The sequence below is a fragment of the Neomelitea salexigens DSM 19753 genome (genome assembly GCF_000422345.1).
Lineage (GTDB): Bacteria > Pseudomonadota > Gammaproteobacteria > Pseudomonadales > Spongiibacteraceae > Spongiibacter > Spongiibacter marinus_A.
In genome coordinates this window covers 126,742-144,164 of sequence record NZ_AULP01000003.1, presented here as the reverse complement: position 1 = coordinate 144,164, position 17,423 = coordinate 126,742, and the positions used below count along the sequence as shown (strand labels likewise).

The window sequence follows — 17,423 nt, the reverse complement described above, 5'->3', positions numbered from 1 at the left end:
CAGCGCGTCATACGTTTTGCGACATTACCGGCCACTGGTCGATGATTTTGCCACCGCGCAGTACCAGTAGATCGCCAAATTCAAGTAGCACACTCTCGCTAATCATCGGCCTTAAGAACACGTGGTCATCCACCCGCAAATTGGTTGCCGGGGAGCCATTGACGATCTCTTGGTTGGCGCTGTGGCCAAAGTTAGCGTTGAACTGCAGCCCCTGCGGCGCTTCGTAGTCTGCGCGCCAATAGCCGCCGTAAACGAAATAGGTCTGGCGCTGATTGACATCCCACCACGAGAAAATAGCCGATTTATCGTCCAGTGCAGGCAGGCGAATTGGCCCCTCTGCCTTGAGCACCGGCGTGGCAATAAACGCCGCGGGGCGATGCCCTTCCAGGGTGGCAAGATCGTAGTGGCTGGGCTTGAGCAGCGCCGTTCCCACACTCACTTCGGTACTCAATGATTCTCGCTCGTGCAGGCGATAACTCGGACTGCCGCCAGTGTTTAAAGTAAGACTGCCCTGCCACATCGCCGGGTAGCGTTGCCTGGCGAGGTCTACATAGTGTTGATAGCCTGCCATGGCTTTATCGAGCAGCTCCTCGGGGCTGCCCAAAATACCCGGCACCCCCGCGCCAACATGGGCGTCGTAACCCATAAAGCCGCTAAAGGTCAGTTGCTGAGGGTGAGCGTGGATCAGGTCGAGAATAGCGATCAGCGCCTCATCGCTATCAACTCCACCGCGGTGAAGGCCAACATCGATTTCAACGTTTACCAACATGGAGGTGCCCAAACGGTTTGCCAACTCCAGGTATTGTTGCAAACGCTGTGGGGTATCTATTAACCACTGCAGCTGGCGAGAGGGGTCAAAAGTACCGCGATGGCGCGCGTAAAATTCCTCGGCCGACTTAACCGGCAATGGCTTGCCCAGCAGTAGATCAGCGTCGGGGATATTCCGTGCATCGTGATTTAAAAAGGGTTGATGGAAACTCATGAATCGCTTACTTCCCGACTTAGCTGACACATAGTCAAGGAGCTTCATGCTGGGCAGTGATTTTTCTACAATGCGATAGTGCTTGCCGGTTTTAGCCAGACTGTCGGTGACCAAGGCCAGGTTATAGTCAACGCGATCCAGGTCTATCACCATCACCGGGCGCATAGGACCATTGCGCTGTAACTCGTCGTTAAGGCGACGAAAATAGTCGTTGTAAGGCTCGCCGTTGTCACCGGGGCGCAACCACAAGCCGCCCAGCCCTGCCGCCATTGTGGCGCCAGCGGCCGCTAATACCCGGCGGCGCTTCATAGCCTGCCCTCCTGAAATGGCCCTAACGTCCACACTGTATTCATTATTATCATTGCCTCTCCGTTGCTGGCTGCACAAGGGGTAGTTAGTGCACAGCATAGCTCGCTCTGACAAGGGCATCTTGACCGTAATGCCAGGGAATTGACCCAACTGTCCACGGTTGGCAGATGATCAGCGCGCCGGACTGTAGTACCTTAAGGCAACGATTCACAGTTCACACACGCCAAACCATGCCCAAGGCCAGCCCAGACAACGATGCAATGCAGTACACCGTTGCGGTGCACTTCCTGCGATTGCTCACCGATTACTGCGACGCCAACGGCCTGCCTGCCTCACAGCTACTTGAAAGCCACGGCCTGCCTGTTGAACTGCTGGAACAACCCGAAGAACGCATCCCCTACCTCAGTTATGCAAGCATGCTCGACAGTGCGGCAGCGCAGTTGCGCGACCCGCACCTGGGCTTGCATATGGGCCAGTTCGTGCGGCCAGGACATGTGGGGGTGGGCGCGCTGGCGCAGTTCGCCTGCGCCAATGTGGAACAACAAGTACAGCGCTTAGTGCGCTACTCAGGTTTAGACTACGACGCCTTCCGGGACGAGGTGGTGCACGAAAACGGCGATGTTGTGCTGCGCTGGCATTGTCTGCTGCCGCCGGCAATCGCCCTGAGCCACCACCATGCCGAGCTCAACTTCGCCGTTGTCAAAACCCTTGCCCCTCAGTTTACCGGCAGCGATATTCGCGCCACGTGGATACGGTTTCGGCATCCAGTCCCCGAAGACAGCGAAGAATTGCAACGCTTCTTCGGCTGCCCGGTATATTTCGATGCCGACGTCGACAGCCTCGCCTTCCCGGAGGCGGCACTGGATTTGCCAATTCAAATGGCCAATGTTCAGGCGCTGGCCATGCTCGACGAGATTTGTGAAAAGCAACTGAAACAGCTAAGCCGGGCACAACCGCCGCAATGGCTGAAAGATTGCAAACGCAGCATTGCCGAGCAGTTGCACAATGGCACCCCTGACCTAAGCCAAGTCGCACAGAAACTGGGGGTCAGCCCACGCAAGCTGCGGCGCCTGCTCGCTGAGCAAGAATTGAGCTTCCGGCAATTGATCGACGAATTGCGTCAAACCCTGGCCGAGCAGTATATGGCCGACCCGGAACTGAGCCTGGCCGACGTGGCAGCACTACTGGGATTCTCAGAACAAAGCGCATTCCAGCGCGCCTATCGCCGCTGGACAGGTGAGTCACCGGGGAAAAGTCGCCGCTCTCTGTCGCAAGGATAAAAATAGCCTTGGCGTAATGCCGAGCGCCGTGATCTCTACTTTCATCTCTAGATAACCACACCCACTAAATGCCCCACTAAAGCGGTAAGAGCCATCGCCAGCGCTCCCCAGAAAGTCACTCGCAAGGCCGCTGCGCGAATTGGCGCTCCACCCACATAGGCAGCAGTACCACCGAGCAGGGCCAAGAATAATAAAATTGCTACCGGCATCACGGTGAGCAACAGAGGCGGAGGCAGCGCAATCGCCAAACCCAGCGGCAGTGCGCCCCCCAAGGCAAAGCTGGCTGCGGACGATACCGCCGCGAGAAGCGGTTTAGCCCGGTGGTAAGGCGATAAGCCGAGCTCGTCGCGACTGTGCGCAGCCAGGGCATCGTGGTCCATCATCTGCGAGGCAACTTGCTCTGCCAGCGCATCATCAAGGCCGCGCTGGATGTATATCTGCGCCAGCTCTTCATGCTCCTGCACTGGATTTTCTGCCAACTCGCGCCGCTCAATCTCGATGTCGGCACGCTCTATATCGGCCTGAGAGCTCACCGACACATACTCGCCAGCGGCCATCGACATCGCGCCGGAAACCACACCAGCCAAGCCGGTAAGCAACAGGGTATGACCGCTTGCTCCCGCCGCAGCGACACCCAATAACAAGCTGGAGGTAGAGACTATACCGTCATTTGCGCCGAGCACCGCCGCGCGCAGCCATGCGATACGGCCCATTCGATGCTGCTCGTAGTGGTGTCGATGCTCCATATCTACCCTTTGCAAAGCGTGCACAAGACTATCGTTAAGCGGTCAGAACGGCGTTAATCTAACGCAAAAGTTCTGTCTCAAATTCTACCGCATTAATCAGCTCGGTTGTTCATAACCGTTGTTCATAACCACAGCGGCTACAACGCAATATTTTTCGTGTGGGGAACAGGGGGAAATCAATGCCCAGGAACACGAGAAAGGCCCAGCGACGACCTCGCCGCTCAGATTGCATTTCAGCACAACACACTGGGCACAGCGACACATCACTGCCCTGCGACGTTTCCAGATCTTCACTTCGATCTTCGCTTAGTAACTCTCGGGCACGTTCTTCGCAAGCGGAGGGCACCTGCAAGCGCACGCCCCCCAGGGCATCGGAGTAGAGCCACTGCATATTGATGGTCTGTTCATCGGCGACAAAAGTGGGAATCCCCTCGGCTTCCAGCCGAGCGCGATTTATCTGGGCTTCCCAGGGAAAGGAATAGCGGGCAACTGTGACCAACACAGGCAACACTCCTCAATTTACTGGTTGCATCGCTTCAGAGTGAAACTCAACCGCCGGTATAAGGGGACGACGTTATCGCTAACAGTCTAGCGCGCCTGTGCTGAATGCCAAAATCGGGGGGGAGCTTGGCCTGCCCGAGGCAGGCCAGAAAGGTGGGGTACTTAATCGTCGAAATTCATGCCCAAACGGCGACCTACCAGCTCGTAAGATTCTACGACATTACCAAGGTCTTGACGGAAGCGGTCCTTGTCGAGCTTTTCGCGAGTCTCTTTGTCCCAGATACGGCAGCCATCAGGTGAAAACTCATCACCCAGGTAAATCTCACCGTCGCTAAACACGCCGAACTCAAGCTTGTAATCGACCAGCAGCATGCCGGCATCCAGGAACAGTGCCTTGAGAATATCGTTCACCTGATAGGTCAACTCACGCATCCGCGCCATCTGCTCGTCGGTCGCCCAGCCAAAACTGCGGATATGTGACTCATTGATCATCGGGTCGTGCAGGGCGTCGTCTTTCAAAAACGTTTCAAAGGTCGGTGGCGTGAGCTCCAAGCCTTCCTTAACGCCCAGACGTTTGACGATTGAACCCGCAGCGATATTGCGCACCACGCACTCAATGGGGAACATATCAAGGCGCTTTACCAAGGCCTCACTGTCATTGAGAAGGCCTTCAAAATGCGTCGGCACACCCGCCTGCTGCAGCTTTTCCATGATGAACGCATTGAACTTGTTATTGACCATGCCCTTGCGGTCAAGCTGCTCAACCTTCACGCCATCAAACGCCGAGGTGTCATTTCTGAAGGTGAGAATGAAGCGATCCGGATCGTCGGTTTTATATACCGACTTTGCTTTACCCGAATACAATTCCTCGCGTTTTTCCATGGTTTGCCTCTTTCGCTATTATGCGATTTCTAACCAGTCGAAACCGGCTTGTTGATCTGCAGACAGCAATGCATCGCTGTTCACTAAAATAGGTTCCACCGCTGACCTCGCCAGGTCAGGAGTGTTGTTCTGTTCACTCAAGTGCGCCATCACCACATGCTGCAAGCGCGCAACATCAACACGGCTTAACAGCTGCGCCGCCTGTATGTTGTTGAGATGCCCCCAATCGCCGCCCACTCGCCGCTTTAGTGATGGCGGATACGGCCCCTGCTGTAGCATCGGCATGTCGTGGTTGCACTCTAACAACAGGGCATCGCACAGCGCGTACTGTTCCTGCACGACGGGCGTAATACTACCCAAGTCCGTGAGTAAGCCGAAGGTCTTTTTTTGGTAACGAAACACAAATTGACAGGGTTCACGGGCATCGTGCGGCACCGCGACCGGGGAAACATCAATGCCGGCAATGTCCGCTTGCTTGCCCAGGGACAATTGCTGCCAGCGTTTATAGGCTCTCATTTGCTTGTATTCTGCGGTGCCAAAACTGCTGTACACCGGCAGATCGTACTTTCGCGCCAGAGGCAGCACACCCTTGATATGATCACTGTGTTCGTGGGTGACCAATATTGCGCTCAATTCGCTGGGCGAACGCCCCAGGCGGGCCATTCGCTTTTCAGTCTCTGCAATCGTGAAGCCGCAATCCACCAGCAGGCAGGCCTCGTCAGACTCGATCAGTGTGGCGTTGCCCTTACTGCCACTACCGAGCGAGGCAAAACGCATTAGTGCAGGTATCCCATAATCCGATTGAGCAGGATCTCCCGTTCTTCACTGCGCAAACGACGTCCCTTTTGATAATTCAAAATGATCACAGACTGCCCTTCAGCGACCGGCTTCAATTCCACCACGTAACGACTACGCTTGGCACGATTGGCACCGAAGAAGCCGCTCAACCAACCATCGTCTTTGTCTTCGGGGTCGATGTAACTGAGCCAGTATTTGTTAACCGCTGGCGCTTCGTCTTCAATTTCAAAACCCGCTTTGTTCAACGCCAGCCCCAATGCGGCCCACGCCCGGTCATAGGGCAGGAAAAGCCGCAGGTAGCGATTGTTGCCCTCGCCTTCAATAAAGATCTTTCCTTTGCTCTTGCTGCCGCGTTTGGCAAGGATAGAAACAGACCCCTGATTTTCGCTATCCGCCAAAAATTGCGCGAGTACCCGCGCCAATTGCCGCTCACGCTGAGGGTCAGTGGACTGCGCAGGCCAGGGCTGGCTGGCAACCCCCTGTTGTACCAATAAATGAATTTCACTGGTCCCTACTTGAACGCCGTGCTCCAAGCGCAGCCGAAAACGCTCCTGGGGCGCGCCCTGTTCAATGTCGCGCCACTGCGTTTCGAGAATGCCCTGCTCGTTATCGATAGTGGCTAATTGCACGCCCGCACGATCCAGGAAAACGCGCACTCGCGGCCACACTTGGCCGGGCTCACCGTCTAGCAGAATCCAGTGGTCATCATCCAGGCGCTGAATTTTGACCTCAGCCGTGCCCACGTTCTTGGTGAGCTGTTCCGGGCGCGGCGCTTCGAACTCGCCCGGCAGGGGTTGGTGGTCGCGGATACCGGGAACCACATAGAGGTCGTCGAGCGCTTCATCGCTCACCCCAGCGGGCAGAACCAGCGCTTCACTGAGTTGCGCGCGACGATAGTCGTGGGAGCGGTCGCGGAACGCACCACAGGCGCTGACCGCGACCAGGCTCAAAATAACAACGGCATAACGGACGGAGCTAAAACGCATTCGTTTCTTCACTTATTAGTTAGCGCCCTTGTGGGGCGGATTACAGTAGCCCGGCGTGTTCCAAGGCCTCGCGTACCTGAGGCTGAGCCCCCTCGCTTAACGGGGTCAACGGCAGGCGGATGCCCTCTTCCATTTTGCCCATGGCATATAAGGCCCATTTAACGGGAATAGGGTTGGATTCAACAAACAGCCGCTCATGCAATGCCAGCAGTGGCGCATTCGCTGCCTCAGCCGCTGCGCGATCTCCCGCCATCGCGGCGTCACACACCGCTTTCATGGCCGCTGGCGCAACATTCGCGGTAACTGAAATATTGCCTTTACCCCCCTGCAGCATCAGCTCCATAGCGGTGGCATCATCACCGGACAACACGTCTATTTTGTCGCCCACGGCGTCAATCAGTTCCCGGCCGCGTGCAATATCGCCGGTCGCATCTTTAATGGCAATAATATTCGGGTGGTCTGCCAGTCGAACCGTGGTCGCATTTTGCATATCGCAGGCGGTGCGGCCCGGCACGTTGTATAAAATTTGCGGAATATCAACGGCATCGGCAATAGCCATATAGTGACGATACAGCCCTTCCTGAGTGGGCTTGTTGTAGTATGGCGTCACCAACAGGCAGGCATCGGCCCCGACTTCCCGCGCCACTTCCGTAAGCTCAATCGCCTCGCTGGTGGAGTTTGCGCCCGTGCCAGCAACCACTTTGACACGCCCGGCAACCTGGTCGACACAGGCTTTGATGAACATTTTGTGCTCATCCATACCCAAGGTCGCTGACTCACCGCTGGTCCCCACTGCCACAATGCCATCGGTACCCTGATCAATGTGCCATTCAATCAAGCGAGACAGCGCCTGCCAGTCGATGCTGCCATCGCTGTGCATTGGGGTAACTAGGGCGACAATGCTGCCGGTAATCATGCCTGAATCTCCAGAATTTTCTGCAAGCCGCCAATGGTACTGGCCAGAGAGGCCCAGCTCAAGGGAGATTTCGCGGCCTCGGCACATTCTCTGCCCGCAATAGAAACATTGCCGCAATCGGTCGGTCCAAAGCCGTATAATGGCGAGAAGCCATTGCTGATTAACAAAGTCAGGAGAACCGACAATGAAAATACTCATGCCCATTCTGCTGGCGCTTGTCACCACCGTCGCCAGCGCCGCGCAGTGGCGCACCGACCCTCTGACACCACTGGACCAGCGCTATATGGAAGAGCGCCGACAAGAGCTCAACAGCTTGGTGCAAATTTCCATGGGGCGTAACTTTGGTCACGGCCGCGATAGCGACCTCCGCCTGATTCAAGACATTCTCGACCGCAAGCTGGTGAAACCCGATGAAACTGCACAACTGCAGGCAATGGGTATTATTCTGGGTGAGCACCTGCGCCGGGAAAATGGCCTGAAATGGGTAATCTACAGCGATGCCAAAGGCCGCAGCCGCGCCCTGGAGGTGCCCGCGAAGGATGAGTTCTTGTTTCCTGTCACGCAAATTTCTAGTCGCGTACGGGTGGGCGCCGACGTTGATGTCCAAGCGATCTACCAGCGCTTAGAACAGGAAATTAAGCGCATTAAGAAAAAAATTATCGTCCGCTGACGGCCGAGCCGGTGCCCGACCACCGGCCCCCACACGGGCAACCAAGCGCTATCTTCGCCCTTTTTCCGGCAGTACACTTAACTCAGCTGAACAATATAAATAATAAGGATCAGTCCATGAGCGATACGGTATTACTCGAACGCCGTGAAAACGGCGTTGCCGTTGTCACACTCAATCGCCCCGATGCGATGAATGCGCTCAGCGCCGAGCTGCGCAGCGCCCTATGCAAGCAGATGCGGCGCATCCGCGACGACGACACGGTGCGCGCGGTGGTGCTCACTGGCGCGGGCAACAAAGCCTTTACCGCTGGCCTAGACCTAAAAGAACTCGGCGCCGGAGACGACCTCAGTGCGGCAAACGACCAAGACCCGATGTCCAACCCGGTAACCGCCATCGCCGAATGCGGCAAGCCCGTTATCGGCGCAATTAATGGCGTTGCCATTACTGGCGGTTTCGAGCTCGCCCTGGCCTGCGATATTTTGCTCGCCTCTGAACAGGCACGCTTTGCCGACACCCATGCGCTAGTGGGCATCATGCCGGGCTGGGGGTTGTCGCAGAAACTGTCGAGGATTATCGGCCTGTCCCGCGCAAAAGAAATGTCGCTGAGCGGTCGCTTTATTAGCGCCGACACCGCTGCCGAATGGGGCCTTGTTAACCGAGTGTATCCCGAGGACACTCTGCTTAGCGAAGCGATCGCCCTGGCCGAAGATATTGCCTTTGTAGAGCCCGGCATGCTTAGCCGTTATCACAATTTGATTGACGACGGCGCGAAACACACACTGGCATCGGCATTAACGCTGGAGCACCGCGTATCCAGTGAGTGGAATCGACAGGTGAGTAGCGAGGATGTCGAAGCCCGGCGCTTGCAGGTTATGGCCCGCGGCCGCGCCCAACAGCGCTAGCGTGCTTTACCGCTGACCCAGCAGATCACTGGCCTCAGACGTTTAAGTAAAGCAGCAGCAACGGAATACTGATAAAACTTATCAGCGTTGAGCTAACCACCATGCCCGCCACCGTGGCCGGCTCACGCTGATATTGCACCGCCAGCAGGTAATTAAACACCGCCGCAGGCATTGCCGACTGCAACAACACGACCTCGCGTACCAGCCCATCCAGCTCCAGCGACCACACCGTAAGAAAACCTGCACTTAAGCCCAGCGCCAAGCGAGCAACGCCAAGGACCAGCGCACGCCCAGCCACGGCAACCCGCAGGGACCCCAGAGAAACACCCAGTGTTATCAGCATTAATGGAATCGACATGCCGCCGAGGATGCTCAGGGTATTACTTGCCGTCGCGGGCAGCGTCCAATCACAAAACACCAGTAACGCCGCCAGGGCACCTGCGTAAATGATTGGGGAGCGCAGCACCGCGCGCACTGCATTTGAGCCATTTAGCACCGCAACGCCAAGTGAAAAGTGGCAAACCATCGTGGCTAAAAATACCCCCAGCGCCAATGCCAGGCCCTGCTGACCAAAGGCGAACAGGCATATCGGCAAACCCATATTGCCGAAATTACCAAAGGACAACGGCACCAAGAAGTTGCGTATGGAAAGCCCCGCAAGGGCGCAAAATGCCGCCCCGAGCAGCGCCGTCCAGGCCAGCATTAAAAGACTTGCAGCAAGCACCTCCGACAACACGGCCGGCGCAATCTCCACGCTGCCGAGCGTTGACACAATCAACGCGGGAGCACCGACCCACATCACCATGCGACGCACAAATTCCTGGTCGAAAGGTTGTTTGCAGCGCACCCAAACAACACCCAAGGCCGCGCACAGCAGCACCGGCAACATTATCGGCAGTAAGGGAGATACAACAGAAAGCATGGCGGCCCTAGCAGCAGGTATAGCAGTTCATTAACAGCGCAGGGGCCGCATTATGCGCGCTGCCAAGGGTAAATGGCAAAAAGCTAGAAACTGTCGGGGCGCAGCATGGCGTCATGTCCGCCATCGACAAAAATAATAGCGCCAGTCATGTAGTCGGCACCCGGCCCGAGTAAAAAGCTCACCACATCGGCAATTTGCTGAGGCTGACCAATACACCCAAGGGGCACACTGTCACCAAAATCTCGCATTGCCTGACCAAGCTCGGCATCGGCCAGCACCTTTTCGCTCAGAGGTGTTTGCACAATACCCGGCGCAACCGCATTGATGCGAATGCCACGTCGCGCCAAGTCGCCACTGCGTCGACGCAGCCAACAGCAGATGGCGTGCTTGGAACCGGCATAGGCGGAATGGGTATCGCGACTATCGGCCAGTTCGCAAGCCGCTTCCTCCTCGCCGTCGAGGAGCAATTCGACGTAATCGTTTAGAGGCACCATCGGCGCGGAGTTCGACGCAATCATCACCACGCGGCCGCCACGTGCTTCCAGCAAGTCCAGCACGCCTTCGGTCACGGCGACCGCCGCAAAATAATTGATGCGCGCAATCAGCGACGGCGGCTTCACCGATGGTCCGACACCCGCGCAAGGGATAAAACCATCTATGCCTTCCGGGCAAAGCTGGCGAATACCATCGATAGCCCTCTGACGGCCATTGTAGTCGCTCAGGTCTGCACAGATATCGGCATCGCGTAAATCCACCGACACAACGCGATGCCCCGCGTCGCAGAGCCGCTCGCGAATCGCTGCCCCGATGCCAGTGGCACCGCCTGTCATTGCATAGACTGCCATGATGTTATTCCTATTTTTTATTATTAGCCGCTGGCAATTAGTTGACGCTTACTGCGCTCATACTTGCTCGCCGGCGTATTGACCGCAGCCGCCAAGCGCTCGGCATGCCGGGCGCGTTCCATCTGCGTCGTATCGGCCTCGCCGTAGAGGGTGTTGCGTTGACGCGCAACGCGCCCCATCGCAGCGATGCGCTGCTCCATTTCCTGAGGCGATGTCTCTTCGCCATGGCTAGCACCAGCGGCCCGGGTGATGGTTTCATTCATCAGCGTCCCGCCGAGATCGTTAACCCCGGCATTCAAACAGGCCATGACCCCTTCCGCGCCCATTTTCACCCAGGACGCCTGAATATTGTCGATCAATCCATTAAAGACCAAGCGTGCGACCGCATGCATCAGCAGCGATTCGCGGAACGTTGGCCCGCGACGAGCGCGCCCTTTCAAATAGATTGGCGATTCTGCGGCGACAAAAGGCAGCGGCACGAATTCAGTAAAACCGCCTGTTTTCAGCTGTAACGCGCGTATTGCCAGCAGGTGATTGGCCCAGTGCTCGTAGCCGTCAACGTGGCCGAACATAATCGTTGCGGTTGTTGGCAGACCAACCCCATGAGCAACTTCCATGACCTGAAGCCACTGCTCGGTATTAATTTTATCGGGGCACAACACTGCCCTGACCCGGTCATCCAACACTTCGGCAGCGGTTCCAGGCAGACTGTGCAAACCCGCCTCCTTTAATTGCCGCAGGTAATCCTCCAGCGGCATACCCAGCGTCTGAGCACCCTGCCAGACTTCCAGTGGCGAGAAGGCGTGAATGTGCATTGCCGGCGCCGCCTCGCGCAGCGTCGCCACTATATCCAGATAGGTCTGCCCGGTATATTCAGGGTGAATGCCACCCTGCATACACACTTCGGTGGCACCGCGCTGCCAGGCCTCTTTGGCGCGCCGGGCGATTTCGTCGGCACTCAGGTCATAGGGTCGGCCACGCAAATTCTCACTGAGTTTGCCCTTAGAGAAAGCGCAAAACTGGCACTTGAAATAACAGACATTGGTGTAATTGATGTTGCGATTGACAACATAACTAACGGTATCGCTACAGCGCCGCTCGCGCAGGCGGTCCGCTGCTTGGCAAACGGCGGCAAAGTCTTCACCGCGCGCTTCAAACAAGCTGACAATATCTTGCTGAGTTAGCCGCTGCTCAGCCTCTGCTCGCTGTAAAATATCGGCAACGGCGGCACTTGCAACAGGCCGGCGCTTAGCAAGCAATGCAAGCTCCGCCTCGGGTGCATCAGCGGCCTGCCCGGTAAGCCATTCGTCCACCCTCGGCAGGCCCTGGCCATCCACGCGACTAAGTAGGCGCGGCACCAATGCGGGGTCCAGCCAATGCTGCGCCCGTCGGACATAAGAGGGATAGATTGTCAGACGCTCGTGCAGATATTTACCACTTAGCGCCGTTTCCTTGGCCAAGCGCTCCACATGTGGCCACGGCGCTTCGGGATTCACAAAGTCGGGCGTCACTGGCGACACGCCGCCCCAGTCATTGATCCCGGCAGCAACGATCTGCGGCAGCACGCCGGGGCTGAGGTTTGGTGGCGCTTGAATGCTCATTTCCGCCCCAAATATCAACCGAGCGACGGCGATCGTCCATAGCAAGTCATCGAGATCGGGCTCCGGTGCCGACGCCATTTTAGTGCCTTCCTTGGCGCGAAAATTCTGCACAATCACTTCTTGTAAATGGCCAAACTCGCGGTGAACGTCTCGCAGGGCAAGCAGAGATTCAATGCGCTCAGCACGGGTCTCGCCAATACCGATTAAGATGCCTGAGGTAAACGGCACCCTCGCTTGGCCAGCGCGGCGCAGGGTTTGCAATCGCGCCTCAGGGGTTTTATCGGGCGAGCCGTAGTGAGGCATGCCCTTTTCACACAGGCGCTCCGATGCCGACTCCAACATAATGCCCATAGACGCAGAGACCGGACGCAGCAGAGCGATCTCATCTTCGCTCATGCAGCCCGCATTGATATGCGGTAGAACCGATGTTTCCGCCAAGACCCGCCCCGCAACATGGGCGAGATATTCCAGGGTGCTTGCAAATCCCATCTGCGCGAGCGCTTCACGCGCGGCCTTATAACGCAGCTCAGGGCGTTCACCCAGGGTAAACAAGGCTTCTTTGCAGCCCAGTTTTTCGGCCTGACGCACCTGCTCAATCACTTGCTCGACCGGCATATACGCCTGCTCGATACGCTTGGGAGTTTTGGCGAAGGTGCAGTAGTGGCAAACGTCGCGACACAACTGGGTAAGGGGAATAAAGACTTTGCGGGAATAACTCACGCCGCTCCCGAAGCCCCGGTCTCGCAAGGTCGCTGCCGCTGCCGCCAGCGTGGCGGTATCTTCGCAGCGAATGAGTTGTCGAGCCTGCTCATCGCTAAGCGAGCCGCGCAAGGCCGTCTCTAGAAGGGCGTCAATCGACATAGAATTCATCATCAGCTTCTCACTACTCGCGGCGGCTCAACCGCCGCGCACTCACGAGGATTCATCTGCAATAAGCGGCGCGCAATACCACTTTCACTCAGGTAGCGCATCGTTTGAGGGGCGCGATTGGAGATGCCTGCACTTACCAGCGCTAGCAGGTCCTCACGGGTATCGATATCGTTGGCCAAGCCAGGCGCGTGAAACACTTGAAGCGGCAAATTGCGCGCCGCCGCCTCTGCGGTGTGGGCAGCTAAACTCCCCTCCCCATAGCGCAAACGGATTCGACTTGCTAAGGGCATCAACACAACATTACTGCCGCCACCGTGGCGATCCGTGGCGATAACCACCTGTTCACTTGCCTGGCGTTGCACGGCGATAAGGTCACGCAGCTCAGCCGCGCTCAATAACGGCAAATCACCGTGCACAATCATGACGTGCTGGGGGGGCTTTTCCAGGGAAGCGATTCGATCCAGGGTCGCCTCCAACACCGCATTCAAACCGCTGCCCAGCTGCGATTCCGGCCAGCAAAGTGCGTGAAAGTGCTCGGCAAGCAAATGCGCCGCTGGGTCGTCAGACACAATCAACAGCTGATCCACTTCATCGACCGCCGATAGCTGCGCCAATACATCTTCCACCATGTGCTGAAACAAGGCCCGCCGCTCAGATATGCTCAGACACCCGGACAAGCGCTGTTTCGCTTTAACAAAATCCTTCAGTGGGAGTATTAACCACATCGCCTACACCAATTCCTCAATCAACGACAGCGTCTCCTCGGCCAAACGCCGCTTGCTGTCAAGAGTGGTCATCATACTTGGCACAGCTCGGCAGGCGACCCCCGTCTGGGCGATGTCATCGCACTGCTGAACATCAGCTCTGTCGATGATAAAGCCGTCCAGCAGGTCGCCATAGTATTCAGCCACCGCCGCCGCCCTGCGGGGTATATCGAGCTCTCGCATCATTTTTGCAGCAGGGCCCTTCACCGACGCGCCGGACACAATCGGCGAAATAGCGACCACCGGCACGTTCGCTTGCATGAGCGCCTCGCGGCACCCCCGCAAGGATAGAATCGGGTCGACGCTCAGAAATGGGTTAGATGGACAAATAATGATGCCGCGCAGGGCAGGGTCGGCAAGCGCGGAGATAATCGCCGGGTTGAACTCAGCCGTATCGAGGCCGTCGAAAACGACCTTCTCCACTCGGGGCTCACAGCGCTCGCGAACAAAATATTCCTGGAAGGCGAGTTCACCCATATCAGTAAACACTCGCGTTGCTACGCGCTGCTCGGTCATGGGCAGCAGCGCCGCGGGACAGCCCAGGCGCTCGCCCAACTGACGAGTGACATCCGTTAACGACTGCCCCGCCGCCAGCGCTTGAGTGCGGTACAAATGCGTCGCCAAATCGCGATCGCCCAACTGGAACCACTGGCCGTCGTCGAGTCGACGCATCGCTTCCAGCGTTACCCAGCTTTCATCGCGCAATCCCCAGCCGCGCTGTTCATCATTCAGGTCTGCCAGGGCGTATAGATTGGAGTCGAGGTCGGGGCAAATTCGTAAGCCCCAGTAGTCGAAGTCATCGGCAGTATTCACCACCACTTGCAGCTGCGATGGTGACAGGCACTCGGCCAAGCCCCTCACTAATTTGGCACCGCCAACGCCCCCGCTCAGTGCGAGAAATTTTCCCGATAACGTCGCCATTAGCGAAACATATCCCGGTCGCGGTCGCGCAATAAACCCTGCGAGCCCTCGTCAGAGGGGCGCAAATTAGCACCGCGCAGCAGCACCACCGGGCAGCCCTCATCGGCTTGCCCCATCAGGTAAGACGCCGCCGCGGCAAGCTCGTCAGCGACGGCAATTTCGGTTACTTCGAGGGTCCGACCGAACAGGTCGGCATCGCCAATGCGATTTTCAACAACCTCGAACCCGGCGGTGCCGAGCGCAAAGCCCACCGTGCCATTGCGCCACGCCCGGCCCGCGCTGTCGTTAATGATCACCGCAATGTTTGCCGAAAAACGCGCATCCAGCGCCGCCTTTAAACGCCGTGCACTGGCATCGGGGTCAATGGGTAACAGCAGCAACTGGGGGTCGTCTTCAGTATTGGGGATATTCGACTTGTCGATGCCAGCATTTGCGTGAACCACCCCGAGGCGATGCTCCACAATCACCACACCTGGACGCGCCCGCAGCACCTCCCGTGACTCCTGGAGCACGCACTCCATTTGTCGCGGGTCCTTGTCGCAGCGCTGCGCCAGTGCCAGCGCTTCTTCACTGGGTGAGACATCAGACAAGCGAACATAGCGCCCTTCCGCCTTGGAGAAGATCTTCTGCGCGAGCACCAGCACATCGCCATCTTGCAGGCTTAGCTGATTGCCGAGCAGCGAATCAGCCACCATGGCGCTCAAATCGTCTCCTGGTTCCACCAGCGGGAAATTCTGTAAGGCAACTAGCTGTAATTGCGAACTGGCCATCAGTGCAACTTACTCGTCGACACCTGTGAGTTTGATGCCCGCATGACACTGGTACTGCTTGTTTATAAATATCAGCAGAGATGTCATCGCCTCCACTGCCGCTGCATTGGCGATACTGCCCGCGTGGAAACCGCGCAGCCCGGCGGCTTCAACCAGGTTAATAACCGTTGCCCGCGCTTCTTTGTTGTTGCCACAAACCAAAACATCACAATCGAGCTCAGAACCTTCCTGCAGATGCACGGCGGCCACATTCTGAAAGGCCGATACCACCTTGACGTCATCGCCGAGAATCTCCTGTGCGATCTGCCCAGCAGAGCCTTCTTCTGGCAGTTGCACGCGCGCCACTTTGGGCGGCACTAGGGGAACCGTCACATCGATCAAAATCTTGCCCTGCAGCGCGCCGCGCAGCGACTCCAATGTGCTGCGATGGTGGGCGAAAGGTACGGTCAATGCGGCAATATCTGCCGCCTCAGCCGCCGATTGGTTATCCATCGCCTCGACCGCTACGGCATCGACCCCGCGCTCATCCATCAATGCCTTGAGCTCAGCAACCGCATGCTCGGCTTTTTCTTGGGTGCGAGAACCGATAATCACCCGGTAACCCGCTTGGGCCCAGCGTCTGGCCAAGCCTGTGCCCAAATTACCGGTACCGCCTAAAATCGCAATTACTGCACTGTTGGACATATCACATACCTTTATATTTATGTTGAAACTCACGCTTGGCCCCTATCGCCGACGAACACAGCGGCAGGCACCCAACGCATCAAACTGATCGCCAGTATAACGTGGGCACTATAACTGGCACTGACAAAACAAGTCATTTACGCATAAAAATACGGTCATATTAAATCGTGGGCTAAAGCGATAAACTGTCGCCCAAAAATTTCGCGGCGATTATTAGCTCACAAGAAGCCAAGCCGCCGCAAACACTAACATGACAGGGCACAAGGTAGGTAAGAAGGAATGCAAAACGCACTGGATTTTACGGGTAAAGTCGTCATCGTCACCGGCGGTGGCAAAGGTGTTGGCCGCGGTATCAGCGAGCGGTTTTTGGCTGCCGGGGCAGACGTAGCGATCTGCGGTCGCAGCGAACCCGACAGCCTACCCAGTGCCGAAGGGCGGGAAGCGTGGTTCAGCGCGCTGGATGTTCGCGACCCAGACGCTGTCCAGGCCTTTGTCGACAACGTAAAAGAAAAGTTTGGTCGCATCGACGTGCTGATCAACAACGCTGGCGGCGCCCCCTATGCCGATGCGGCCACCGCCTCGCCACGGTTTTCCGAATCCATCGTACGCCTCAATCTGCTCGCACCACTCTTCTTTGCCCAGGCCTGCAATGCGGTGATGCAACAGCAAGAAGGCGGCAGCATCGTCAATATTGCTTCAGTGAGCGCCCAGCGCCCGTCGCCGGGCACCGCCGCCTATGGTGCGGCGAAAGCCGGCCTGTTGAACCTGAGCAGCTCCCTCGCCGTGGAGTGGGCGCCCAAGGTGCGTAGCAACACGATTATTGCCGGCCTGATTCGCACCGAACAGTCCCATTTGCACTACGGCGATGAGGCCGGTATTGCGGCGGTGGGCGAAACGATTCCGCTGGGGCGAATGGCGGTTCCCAACGATATTGCCGAGGCCTGTCTATTCCTGAGCAGTGACATGGCCAGCTACGTAAGTGGTGCAGCACTCACTGTGCACGGCGGCGGTGAAAAGCCCGCGTTTTTGGACGCTGCTAACGCCGACAACGAAAAATAAGTGACACCTTGAGCG

General features: G+C 57.2%; 18 protein-coding genes. 4 read left to right on the top strand and 14 right to left on the bottom strand.

Annotation, left to right across the window (positions count from 1 at the left end):
• Positions 1 to 7: 7 nt before the first annotated feature.
• The gene (locus H573_RS0106595) at positions 8 to 1,291 is read right to left on the bottom strand and encodes a DSD1 family PLP-dependent enzyme (protein WP_027873574.1); all 1,284 of its coding nucleotides are present in this window, start codon (positions 1,289 to 1,291) and stop codon (positions 8 to 10) included.
• 230 nt (positions 1,292 to 1,521) lie between these two features.
• Between H573_RS0106595 and H573_RS0106590 the strand changes: the two genes are divergently transcribed.
• Positions 1,522 to 2,571, top strand: a complete 1,050-nt coding sequence (locus H573_RS0106590; RefSeq protein ID WP_027873573.1) for an AraC family transcriptional regulator — start codon at positions 1,522 to 1,524, stop codon at positions 2,569 to 2,571.
• A gap of 47 nt (positions 2,572 to 2,618) precedes the next feature.
• Here H573_RS0106590 and H573_RS0106585 read toward each other — a convergent pair whose 3' ends face one another.
• The 6 genes from H573_RS0106585 to dapA all read right to left on the bottom strand — a co-directional run bounded on the left by H573_RS0106585 (position 2,619) and on the right by dapA (position 7,400).
• Positions 2,619 to 3,317 (bottom strand): VIT1/CCC1 transporter family protein, encoded by a 699-nt coding sequence (locus H573_RS0106585; RefSeq protein ID WP_027873572.1) that lies wholly within the window; start codon positions 3,315 to 3,317, stop codon positions 2,619 to 2,621.
• 109 nt (positions 3,318 to 3,426) lie between these two features.
• Complete coding sequence (locus H573_RS0106580; RefSeq protein WP_027873571.1) at positions 3,427 to 3,819, bottom strand: putative signal transducing protein; 393 nt, start codon at positions 3,817 to 3,819, stop codon at positions 3,427 to 3,429.
• A gap of 161 nt (positions 3,820 to 3,980) precedes the next feature.
• Entirely contained in the window at positions 3,981 to 4,700 is a 720-nt protein-coding gene (purC, locus tag H573_RS0106575; RefSeq protein WP_027873570.1) for a phosphoribosylaminoimidazolesuccinocarboxamide synthase, read from the bottom strand.
• 18 nt (positions 4,701 to 4,718) lie between these two features.
• Positions 4,719 to 5,477 carry an MBL fold metallo-hydrolase gene (locus H573_RS0106570; protein WP_027873569.1) on the bottom strand — a complete coding sequence of 253 codons (759 nt, stop codon included), beginning with the start codon at positions 5,475 to 5,477 and terminating at the stop codon, positions 4,719 to 4,721.
• A complete protein-coding gene (gene bamC, locus H573_RS0106565) occupies positions 5,477 to 6,496 on the bottom strand; it encodes an outer membrane protein assembly factor BamC (protein ID WP_205618909.1) in 1,020 nt (339 codons plus the stop codon). The genes H573_RS0106570 and bamC overlap by 1 nt, the downstream gene beginning before the upstream one ends.
• 28 nt (positions 6,497 to 6,524) lie before the next feature.
• Entirely contained in the window at positions 6,525 to 7,400 is an 876-nt protein-coding gene (dapA, locus tag H573_RS0106560) for a 4-hydroxy-tetrahydrodipicolinate synthase (protein WP_027873567.1), read from the bottom strand.
• Positions 7,401 to 7,584: 184 nt separating this feature from the next.
• Between dapA and H573_RS0106550 the strand changes: the two genes are divergently transcribed.
• Both H573_RS0106550 and H573_RS0106545 read left to right on the top strand, forming a co-directional pair.
• Positions 7,585 to 8,070 (top strand): DUF3806 domain-containing protein, encoded by a 486-nt coding sequence (locus tag H573_RS0106550; RefSeq protein WP_027873565.1) that lies wholly within the window; start codon positions 7,585 to 7,587, stop codon positions 8,068 to 8,070.
• A 116-nt stretch (positions 8,071 to 8,186) separates the two neighbouring features.
• Positions 8,187 to 8,972, top strand: a complete 786-nt coding sequence (locus H573_RS0106545; RefSeq protein WP_027873564.1) for an enoyl-CoA hydratase — start codon at positions 8,187 to 8,189, stop codon at positions 8,970 to 8,972.
• Between the two features lie 34 nt (positions 8,973 to 9,006).
• Here the strand turns inward: H573_RS0106545 and H573_RS0106540 are convergent, their stop codons facing one another.
• From H573_RS0106540 to npdG, 7 genes are all read right to left on the bottom strand, one after another.
• Positions 9,007 to 9,894, bottom strand: coding sequence for an AEC family transporter (locus tag H573_RS0106540; protein ID WP_036255978.1), 888 nt, complete (start codon positions 9,892 to 9,894; stop codon positions 9,007 to 9,009).
• An 83-nt stretch (positions 9,895 to 9,977) separates the two neighbouring features.
• Positions 9,978 to 10,739, bottom strand: a complete 762-nt coding sequence (locus H573_RS0106535) for an SDR family oxidoreductase (protein ID WP_027873562.1) — start codon at positions 10,737 to 10,739, stop codon at positions 9,978 to 9,980.
• A 23-nt stretch (positions 10,740 to 10,762) separates the two neighbouring features.
• On the bottom strand, positions 10,763 to 13,213 hold the full coding sequence (gene cofH / locus H573_RS0106530; RefSeq protein ID WP_234701844.1) for a 5-amino-6-(D-ribitylamino)uracil--L-tyrosine 4-hydroxyphenyl transferase CofH: 2,451 nt from the start codon (positions 13,211 to 13,213) through the stop codon (positions 10,763 to 10,765).
• The gene (gene cofC / locus H573_RS18905) at positions 13,213 to 13,935 is read right to left on the bottom strand and encodes a 2-phospho-L-lactate guanylyltransferase (protein WP_051171064.1); all 723 of its coding nucleotides are present in this window, start codon (positions 13,933 to 13,935) and stop codon (positions 13,213 to 13,215) included. The genes cofH and cofC overlap by 1 nt, the downstream gene beginning before the upstream one ends.
• 3 nt (positions 13,936 to 13,938) lie before the next feature.
• Positions 13,939 to 14,895 carry a 2-phospho-L-lactate transferase gene (gene cofD / locus H573_RS0106520; protein WP_027873560.1) on the bottom strand — a complete coding sequence of 319 codons (957 nt, stop codon included), beginning with the start codon at positions 14,893 to 14,895 and terminating at the stop codon, positions 13,939 to 13,941.
• Positions 14,895 to 15,665: a coenzyme F420-0:L-glutamate ligase gene (gene cofE / locus H573_RS0106515; protein ID WP_027873559.1), complete on the bottom strand. Its 771-nt coding sequence runs from the start codon at positions 15,663 to 15,665 to the stop codon at positions 14,895 to 14,897. Before cofE ends, cofD begins: the two co-directional genes overlap by 1 nt.
• 9 nt (positions 15,666 to 15,674) lie before the next feature.
• Positions 15,675 to 16,349, bottom strand: a complete 675-nt coding sequence (gene npdG, locus H573_RS0106510; protein ID WP_027873558.1) for an NADPH-dependent F420 reductase — start codon at positions 16,347 to 16,349, stop codon at positions 15,675 to 15,677.
• Between the two features lie 279 nt (positions 16,350 to 16,628).
• Here npdG and H573_RS0106505 point away from each other — a divergent pair, with 279 nt between their 5' ends.
• Positions 16,629 to 17,408, top strand: coding sequence for an SDR family oxidoreductase (locus H573_RS0106505; protein ID WP_027873557.1), 780 nt, complete (start codon positions 16,629 to 16,631; stop codon positions 17,406 to 17,408).
• The last annotated feature ends 15 nt before the right edge of the window (positions 17,409 to 17,423 follow it).